8 protein-coding genes and 1 pseudogene are annotated in these 9,358 nt (G+C 59.0%); 2 read left to right on the plus strand and 7 right to left on the minus strand.

Annotation, left to right across the window (positions count from 1 at the left end; genetic code table 11):
- Nucleotides 1-41: 41 nt before the first annotated feature.
- The 7 genes and pseudogenes from FHT73_RS27390 to FHT73_RS27420 form a co-directional block, all read right to left on the minus strand.
- Complete coding sequence (locus FHT73_RS27390) at nt 42-452, minus strand: RidA family protein (RefSeq protein ID WP_112611620.1); 411 nt, start codon at nt 450-452, stop codon at nt 42-44.
- Nucleotides 452-1,627, minus strand: coding sequence for a DSD1 family PLP-dependent enzyme (locus tag FHT73_RS27395; RefSeq protein ID WP_112611618.1), 1,176 nt, complete (start codon nt 1,625-1,627; stop codon nt 452-454). The genes FHT73_RS27390 and FHT73_RS27395 overlap by 1 nt, the downstream gene beginning before the upstream one ends.
- 53 nt (nt 1,628-1,680) lie before the next feature.
- A complete protein-coding gene (locus FHT73_RS27400; RefSeq protein WP_183716141.1) occupies nt 1,681-3,105 on the minus strand; it encodes an aldehyde dehydrogenase family protein in 1,425 nt (474 codons plus the stop codon).
- A gap of 366 nt (nt 3,106-3,471) precedes the next feature.
- A complete protein-coding gene (locus FHT73_RS27405) occupies nt 3,472-4,143 on the minus strand; it encodes an aspartate/glutamate racemase family protein (RefSeq protein WP_183716142.1) in 672 nt (223 codons plus the stop codon).
- A 53-nt stretch (nt 4,144-4,196) separates the two neighbouring features.
- On the minus strand, nt 4,197-5,522 hold the full coding sequence (locus tag FHT73_RS27410; protein WP_183716148.1) for an FAD-binding oxidoreductase: 1,326 nt from the start codon (nt 5,520-5,522) through the stop codon (nt 4,197-4,199).
- Nucleotides 5,523-6,035: 513 nt separating this feature from the next.
- Nucleotides 6,036-6,200 (minus strand): annotated as a pseudogene (locus FHT73_RS27415) (dihydrodipicolinate synthase family protein); the annotation flags it as partial.
- Nucleotides 6,201-6,387: 187 nt separating this feature from the next.
- On the minus strand, nt 6,388-8,208 hold the full coding sequence (locus FHT73_RS27420; RefSeq protein WP_183716144.1) for a chloride channel protein: 1,821 nt from the start codon (nt 8,206-8,208) through the stop codon (nt 6,388-6,390).
- Nucleotides 8,209-8,321: 113 nt separating this feature from the next.
- Between FHT73_RS27420 and FHT73_RS27425 the strand changes: the two genes are divergently transcribed.
- Both FHT73_RS27425 and FHT73_RS27430 read left to right on the plus strand, forming a co-directional pair.
- The gene (locus FHT73_RS27425; RefSeq protein WP_183716146.1) at nt 8,322-8,780 is read left to right on the plus strand and encodes a helix-turn-helix domain-containing protein; all 459 of its coding nucleotides are present in this window, start codon (nt 8,322-8,324) and stop codon (nt 8,778-8,780) included.
- A 41-nt stretch (nt 8,781-8,821) separates the two neighbouring features.
- Nucleotides 8,822-9,244, plus strand: a complete 423-nt coding sequence (locus FHT73_RS27430; protein WP_034513032.1) for a helix-turn-helix domain-containing protein — start codon at nt 8,822-8,824, stop codon at nt 9,242-9,244.
- Nucleotides 9,245-9,358 lie beyond the last annotated feature (114 nt).

The following is a 9,358-nucleotide window of genomic DNA, read 5'->3' on the forward strand; positions in this document are numbered from 1 at the left end:
ATAAACCGGACCAAGCATCGTGAAACTCGATGGGCGGTATTTTATATGAAGTTCTCCCTGCCATTGTTGCCAACGAATGCGATTGCGTCGATTTCGACTAGATATCCGTAGTGAAGTTCAGGCACTGGCACAACGGTGCGGGCCGGTTTTGCGTCCCCCAGTCGCTGCGCATAGATCTGATTGAAGCGCGGCCAGTTGCCGACCCCAACTATGTAGGCGGTCACTCTGACGAGGTCAGCCGGGGCGCCGCCCGCAGCCTTCAAGATTGCCAACACGTTGTCGATTGCCTGTTCGACCTGCGTCTCGAAGCTGTCGTCATGGAGCGGCGCCCCGTCCGGCCGGATAGGAAGCTGGCCGGAGATGAAGATATGTTGAAAAGCGACCTTTGCCTGCACATAATGCCCTGCCGGGGCCGGAGCGTGATCTGTACTGACGTTAATAGGTGCGGACATCACCAACCTCCAAAGCGCGGCCAGCAGGCCTCGACCACTTGCGAATGCCCGCGCACGACATGATATGCGTCATGCTGCGCAGCGGTTGCACATGCATGGTTCGGCAGAATCCTCACCCGTTCCCCCACCGCAAGATCGGGCAGCTGCGCACCCGACCCGGGACGAACTGCGATAATTCCGTGCTCCTGATTGGCGTCGGCAACAATAATGTCGCCATAAAGGTTGCCATCGATGTCACAGACTAGACCGTAGCCCTGATCAACAGCCTGCTTGGCCGTGCCGCGATCACGCGAAAGCGACATCCACCCGCCGTCAGTGATGATCCAGCCCTTTTCACGCTGATGTCCGATTACCGTCGCAAGAACGCTGAGCGCGATGTCGCTGACCTGGCAGATGCCGATGCCGGCCATGACCAGATCGAAGAAGACGAACACGCCGGCGCGGACCTCCGTCACACCGGAAAGATCCGTCGCATGATGCGCGGTTGGGGTCGAGCCAACGCTAACGACTGGGCAAGATAGACCGGCGGCGCGCAGGACCCGCGCGGCCTCCACAACGGCCAACCGCTCCGCTTCGGCATAGCGCTGCTGCGCTTCTACGCCGCCGCCCTTATAACTATCGCCGGCATGGGTCATCACCCCCCGCAATTCGGCGCCCGCCGCCAGCGCTTGCCCGACTTCCAGAAGCAAGGCCCGATTGGCTGGCGCAATCCCGGACCGATGCCCGTCGCAATCGATTTCGATCATGGCCGGGATGGGTATTCCCGCATTCAGGGACGCCTCGGCGATCGCATGGGCCTGATCAACGCTGTCGAGAACGACGACCAGATCGCCCCCCTTCTCTCGCAGCGCCAGAACACGGGCAATCTTGGAAGGCGTGATCCCGACCGCGTAGATCATGTCGCGAACGCCTGCGGACGCAAATTGCTCTGCTTCCTTTAGCGTGGAGACTGTTGCCGGGCCTTCGGGCGTCGTCATCACCCGGCGGGCTACCTCGGCAGACTTGGCTGTCTTCAGATGCGGGCGCAGCGAGACGCCCAGACCATCCAGCCGGCTCCTCAGTCGCTTGATGTTCCGCTCCATCCGCTCGGCGTCCAGCACCAGACAGGGCGTCTCCAATGTTTGAAGCGTCATTTCCGTTTCCGTGTGGGCGGTCGTCGCAACCGTCTGTTCCATCCGTTCCATTTCCGTTTGCCTTTGATCTTGCTTTCTTTGCAGTCCTGACGGCGTCAAAATCCGAGGATGGATTTCGTCTCGAGATATTCCTCGAGCCCATAGACCCCGTATTCACGCCCGTTGCCCGACCGCTTGTAACCACCAAAGGCGGCTGCTCCGTCCCAAGCCGGATAGTTGATATGAACCTGGCCCGCCCGGATCCGCGCCGCGACCCTTCGCGCCCGTTCTAAATTGGAGGACTGCACATGGGCGCCGAGACCATAGACGCTGTCATTGGCAATCGAGACAGCGTCATCCTCATCCCTATAGGACATGATGGAAAGCACGGGGCCGAAGATTTCCTCCCGCGCGATCCGCATGTCGGGCGTCACCTCGGAAAAGATCGTCGGCCTGGCAAAGAAACCATGGTTCAGTCCGTTTGGGCGCCCGAGGCCGCCGCACAACAGCTTGGCGCCGTCATCGATGCCGGCTTGGATCATCGTCTGGACACGCTCGAACTGGGCGCGATTGGCAATAGGTCCCATGTTGGTTTGCGGATCACGCGGGTCACCAACAACGAGTGCGCGCGCAGTCTTCGCTGCCAAATCTTCGACCTCGGCAAGCCGATGCGCGGGAACGAGCATCCGGGTCGGCGCACTACACGACTGGCCGACATTGCGCATGCCGGCCAGCACGCCCTTTGCAACTGCCTCGTCTAAATCGGCGTCATCAAGAAGAATATTGGGTGATTTGCCGCCGAGTTCCTGAACGACCCGCTTGACGGTGGGTGCAGCGGCCTGTGCGACGAGCACGCCCGCGCGCGTCGAGCCGGTAATGGAAATCATGTCGACCTCCGGATGGCTGGCAAGAGCCGCTCCGACGCTCTCACCTGTGCCATTGACCAGATTGAACACTCCCGATGGCGTACCTGCATCATGCATCAGCTGTGCAAAAAGGAGGGCGCTGTAAGGCGAGAGTTCGCTGGGCTTGAGCACGATCGTGCAGCCAGCAGCGATGGCCGGGGCCACCTTGGCGGTGATCTGATAAAGCGGCCAGTTCCAGGGCGTGATCAAGGCACAGACGCCGATGGCTTCCCTAGTCGTCGCTCGTGTCCCATCGACCGCAACGAAGGGATATTTCTCGAGAACCTCCATCTGAACCCGTATATGCTCGGCCGCAAAAGGCACCTGTGACGCGCGTGCAAAGCTGATCGCGGCTCCCATTTCCGTGACGAGGGTCTGCGCAAAAGCCTCGGCGCGCTCCTTCAGAAGGGAATGCATCCTGCCAAGCAGACTAATCCTTTCCGGCACAGGCATTTGCGAAAATTTCGGAAATGCCTTGCGGGCGGCCGCAACGGCGATGTCCACGTGGCGGGCTCCTCCCGCTGCAATCTGCCCGGTCACCGTTTCCGACGTCGGATCGATGACGGGTAGACGGGCCACATCCCTGAATTCCTGCCACTGGCCGTCAATGTAGAAACTGCTTTCTCTCTCAATCATAAGGGTTTCCTTGCGCTACAACATGACGGCCATTTCGCGGGGGCTAAAGTGGCCTGGAGGGTAAAAAGGGCGGGCAACCGACGGAGGCGGAACGTCGTTACCAAGCAGTCTTGACTTCAAGCCTCGCACTTGAGGTGTGGCTCGCAGCGGCTCTAGCCGAGCGCCTGGCTCACCAGCGAATAGGTGGGCGTCCCCGATGATTTTCCGATCGCGGATATGAACCATCCTTGTAACACGGTCACCCAACAGGTGCCTCGTCGTTGCAACGGCTTTGGCTGTCGGTCATATCCTAGTCAGTTCCGCTACAGGTGTGGCATCGATAGTATTCGAAGATGGCGAGGCATTTGCATTCTCTCTTTCGTCCTATCACTGCTCTAAACGCCTTTTCACGTTTTCGATCCCAAACACAGGGCTTGTCAGAACTGGAATGCAGTGTGTCATTCGCCGCACCGCACGCGCCATCGATGCTTGCGCCAAGACAATTACGTCGACCTTCTGCGACAGCTCTTCGAGAGCTTGGCGCAATTGCGCATCATGGGTCTGGACGTCCCCGCCGGCGAGGAGTTGAAACGCGCCCTGAACAAGCACATAGTCGATCATCACGTCCTTGCCCGCCTCATGTGCCTGGCGCTTCAGCAGATCCACCGTCAGGACCAGCGTCGTGGGTAAGGTCGCCATGACGCCTATGCGATTTCCATGCTCGACGGCGGCTTTGGCCATGCCTTCGTCAATGCGGAACAGCGGCACAGGGCAAAGCGGCGCAACCGCATCGACTGCCGGTCCGAGCGTCGAGCAGGTGACGACAATCGCATCTGCCCCGGCGTCGACTGCCGACCATATGTAGATCGCGAGCCTCCGTATCGTCAGATCGGACAACGACCCGCGCTCGATCGTATCCCTCAAGAGGCTCTCGTCGAGAACCGCGAATGGCTTCCAGTCGGGCAGATGTTGTTTCGCGAGGCCCTCAAACTCGGAAACAAGGCCCGAAACGGTATGGATGAACGCCAGGTTTCTGGCTGGAGCGCTTGGTATCGACATATGATTTCCATATAGCTTCCACGAAGATCTCGCTCATCTGCGGCCAAATCGCATCAGATGGCGCCCACTTCAATTTTCGATCTGTCCGTAAAACGCGACAACCGGAATGGGGTCGGATCGACGCATGGAGCGTCGCCCGCGACCAGATCCGCCGCCAGATGGCCAATGCCAGGGCCAGCCCCGAAGCCATGTCCGGAACAGCCTGCCGCCGCGTACACGCCTCCAATGCTGTCCACCGGTGAAATCACAGGTATGGCGTCCGGTGTGCAGTCGACATATCCACCCCAAGAGGACACGATGCCTGCATCGGCAACGGCGGGGAACAAGGCTTTTACCCGCGTCATTATGGTTGCCACCAGCCGCATGTCCGGAGCAGGATCGAGCACGCGGACACGTTCAAACGGGGTTGGCCTGTCGAGATGCCAGCGCTCGAGTGTTTCCGGACCCTGGAAGAACGAGCGGCCCATGCCGATCTCGATGGTACTCAGTCGCTTGATGAACATGGGCATAAACGGGCGCGCATAGCGGATGCTCTGCGGTGTGAGTTCGAGCTTCGCCCTGCCGCTGACGGCTACCGTGTAGCTGCCATCGATCCGGCGCGTCAGGGCACAGTCAGACGTATAGATTGCCCCGCCCAAATCCGGCGCAGGGCCAGTCCGTAAGGCGGTCTGACGGACGCTGGCCTGGGGCAGCGAAACCGCGTGCATGCGCAGGAAAGCGGAAGCCCAGGCGCCGGCTGCACAGAGTACCGCGCTGGTGCGGATGGTGCCATTCTCAGTGACGACGCCACTCACTTGCCCATTAGTGATGTCCAGGCCGCGTGCCGCGCAGTTCTGATGAATGGTCGCGCCATGCATGCGCGCGCCCTCAGCTATCCGGGGGGCGGCGAGCCATGGCTCGGCCTTGCCGTCGTCTGCCGCATGGACACCGCCCAGCCACTTGCGGCCGCCAGCCGCAGGAACGGCGGCGGTGGCCTCATCGGCCGTAAGCATCCGCGTATTGACGTCGAACCGTCCGGCAACCTCGCGCCATTTGTCCCATTCGGCGAGTTGCTTTTGATCGGAGCTCGCATAGACGAGCCCGCAACGGCGGAAGCCAAGGTCATGCCCGATCTCTTTGGTGAGCTGTTCCCACAGCCGCAGCGCCAGATTGGCGATCGGCAACTCACGCGCATCGCGGTTCTGCCGGCGGCACCAGCCCCAGTTCCGGCTCGACTGTTCGCAACCGACATATCCCTTTTCGATCAGCGCCACCGACAGGCCGCGCCGCGCCAGAAAGTAGGCCGCGCTGGCGCCGACAATCCCGCCGCCGATCACTACAACGTCCGCAGACTTGGGCAGCGCTTCATCACTGCAGATGTGGTGGATTGTAGGGGACATCGGCGCCTCGACGATCAACAGGAACTGGCAGTATCGGCAATTGGTGCCGCAGAATGCACCTACTGCATCAGCATTTCGGTATTTTGCGCCGAATATTGCCGGCATTCAGCGAATGACGCGGAAGAGGCGGCGTGAGCCTCGAAGCACGCGACAACGCCTGCACCGGCAGACCTGGACGGGAGCACGTGGTCTTCCGAGAATCTCTGGTCTTCACGGAGATGCTTCTGAGCGTCTCTTCTTGCGCTTCGCGCCCTGGTATGGTCCGCAGGATGACAGGTTTCGGGGAATGGCTTAGCTCTGCTGAACGACCGATTTGACGGTGTAAAGCTGCCGAAGGCGTCCACTACTGGCGGGCCTCGCCCACGAAGGGCTGACCCGATTTACGAACGTCTACCGCCTTGAATAGATTTGAACCCTCGGCCTCATATCTGCGATTTGCTCAGCGCGTTGAATTTTTATGGCAATGTTCTCTGTCGTTAGTAGAATGAGCCTCCTCGGTTACTATCAATGCACCACAGGACCGACATCGAGGCCGGAATAGGTCACGGCCTCCTTGACGACGGTAACGTTTGTTCCGTTGCGGAACTTCGTGCGCATGCGTTCGAAGGGCTCAAGCTTGTTGACGATGGCGCGCGCAGCGGCGAAATCGCCTTTCTCCAAGGCAGCGTGAACGGCAAGCCCACGGCAGCCTCATGAATCCTGCTGCGGGCATGAAGGAGGTCGGTTACGAAAATCCTGTCCTGATCGCAGTGGGTAACGCTGTTTCGGCCCGCCAAAACACGACCGCAAATGCCTACGGCCTTGCGGAAAACCCCACGGGAGCTATAGGTGCGATCTCTCCGAAAAATTCGCGTCTGCTCAACGATCATTGGTCAGTGACCGCTTTCGGATGAGCTCCAAAATAAGGACGCCGCTCGAGTTCGGCAGATTTCAAGGAACTCCTGAGCCGCAACAAGTCCTTACGCGCGATTAGGCCAACAAGTTTGCCGGTCGATCGATCTATGATAGGGATTCGGCCGGTGTCTGCGGCAAGCATGAGATCGGCAATGAATCCAACGGTGTCGTCGGGATGACCGACGGGGAGCGAACCGTCAGAAATGTTTTTCTTAAGACTTTGGCCGGCAAGATCTTCGTCACCCTGCCAACGCAGCACGTCGGCACGAGAGACCACGCCTGTAAGCAGGCCACTATCTTCGACGACCGGATAGACGCGATGGCTTTTTTGTTGAGATGAAAAGAAGCTACAGGCCTCTCCGAGGCTTATATTTGCAGACAAAGTGTCAACTTGCCGGATCATAATTTCGGATGCACGTGTCAGTTCAAAGGGATCAATGCCGTATTCGCGGGTGATATGCTGACCGCGACGTGCAATCTTTTCGGTCAGAATGGAACGGCGGAGCAGCAGAACGGTGACGGCGTAGGCTGTGACCGTCGCTGCAAGTAGCGGCACAAGGGCGCTGATGTCGCCGGTGATCTCGACCGCGAAGAACGTTCCAGTCAACGGCGCACGCATCGTGCCACCCATCATGGCAGCCATGCCCAGCAAGGCCCAGAAGCCTGGATCTCCGGGAAAGACGAGCCCAACGAGCCAGCCGAGAGCACCACCGAGAATGAGGAGCGGCGCAAGCACGCCACCTGACGTTCCAGAGGACAGAGCCACCAGCCAGATCCCGGCCTTAACAAGAAGGATTGCAAGGACCGCTTTGGCAACGATATGGCTGCCCAACAGATCCGAGATGATGTCATAGCCGACGCCAAGCGCACGCGGTTCGATCAACCCACCAAGCCCCACTACTAAGCCACCGAGCGCAGGCCACCACATCCAATGGATCGGTAACCGTTCGAACGCATCCTCAATTTTGTAAAGCAAGGTCGTCAGCAGACCGGACTGCAGACCGGAAATGATGCCCATCGCAAGGCAGAGAAACACGCTCCACCAGGGAAGATGGCTCTGGAAATTGGTCGGAAAAAGTGGACCTTGTCCAAACAGTAGCGGTCGCCAGTAGATCGAAACACATGCCGCCACCGCAACGGGAATGAAGCTGCGCGGTTTCCATTCGAACAACAACAATTCGACAGCCAGCATCACTGCCGCAATCGGCGATCCGAAAATCGCTGTCATACCGGCCGCAGCACCTGCAACCAGCAGCGTTTTGCGTTCCGCAGCGCTCATGTGGAAACATTGCGCAAACAGCGAGCCGATGGCACCGCCGGTCATGATGATCGGACCTTCCGCGCCGAAAGGGCCGCCGGTTCCAATGGAGATGGCCGATGAAAGCGGCTTTAGAAGTGCGACTTTGGGTGACATCCGACTGCCGCCGATCAGGATGGCCTCGATGGCCTCGGGAATACCGTGCCCGCGGATCTTGTCAGAGCCGAACCGGGCCAACAGGCCGATCACGAGGCCACCGATCACGGGAGCCGCCACCATCCAGGCCGATCGCGGCGCATTCGCGAGTGAAGACGCTTGCGTGCTGACGTGTCCGAGCCACACAACGTTTGTCACAAGCGAAATCAAATTGACGAGTAACCAGGCGGCTAAGGCGCCGCCCGTGCCGACGATAATCGCCATGCCGATCAATAAAAGCACGCGCTTGTCTGTTGTGAAGTCGCCAGCCTCCCGTCGGGCAAGGCCGCCGGTGAAGTCATGTTGACGATGGTGTGGTCTGCTTTCCGGGTTTTTCAATGCGTTGTCTCCAAATCGCGCTGCTGTTCAACGCAGGCGCATTTTTTCATCGCTTCCCCGATATGTCGTGATACGATATAAATCAACATCTTTGTGACTGATGGAGTTGCAGCATGACCACGAAAAGACATGAGGATGCCCTTTCGCCGGGAGATTATGAGGCCCTTGCGAACCTGCGCTATGCACTGCGAAAATTTACGGAGTTCAGTAACGCGGAAGTATCGAATCTCGGCCTGACGCCACAGCAACATCTGGCGCTGCTTGCGATCAAAGGGCTACCACCTGAAAAAGAGATGACCGTCGGAATGCTCGCCGATCGGCTGCTGATTGCGTCGCATTCAGCAACGGAGCTTGTGAGCAGGATCGCCGAGGCGGGCTATATTGAGCGCATATCGAGCAAGGCCCATGGCCGCTGGCAGATCGTACGATTGATGGACAAGGCCGAACGCATTCTGGCAAAGCTCAGCGGAGCGCATCTGCACGAAATCAGGGAGATGGCTCCGGAGCTGATGCAAGCACTGCGTATCCTCCAGGATCGACGCAAGCTGGAGAAAATCGCCTGGATGGCATAGATGTGGTTGGCTAGAGCGACGCAAATACTGAGATCGTGCAGATGACGAAAGAAACTTTGAGTGGCAGTGATTATGAAGCGTTGGCCAATTTACGCTATACGCTGCGCAGATTTATGGATTTCAGCACATCGGCTGCCCAGGAAGAAGGACTTCCCAGCCAGCAGCACCAGGCCTTGCTCGCGATCAAGGCGCAGCCCGTCAATGATGCTATGACCATCGGATTGCTGGCGAACCGTCTACTGATTGCACCCCACACAGCGACCGAGCTCGTTGGACGATTGAGCGCCGCCGATTTGGTGACACGACACTCGGACCCGCAGGACAAACGGCGACAGACATTGACGCTGACCGCGAAGGCAGACGACGTCCTGCTGCGGCTCAGCGCTGTGCACCTCAAGGAAATACGGGAAATGGCACCCGAACTCATCATGATCCTGCAACGCCTGCAGGCCAAAATCGCCTGACGACGAAGATTTCATCGTGGTATCCGGTCCGCCTTGCAATCTCGCTGTAGGTGAGGCCCTGCTGGCGCAAAGCTTGAAGCGTGTCGAAAATTTCCTGACGAGATTGCCTGTGCG

Origin of the sequence: Rhizobium sp. BK098 (genome assembly GCF_014193155.1) — a bacterium.
GTDB lineage: Bacteria > Pseudomonadota > Alphaproteobacteria > Rhizobiales > Rhizobiaceae > Rhizobium.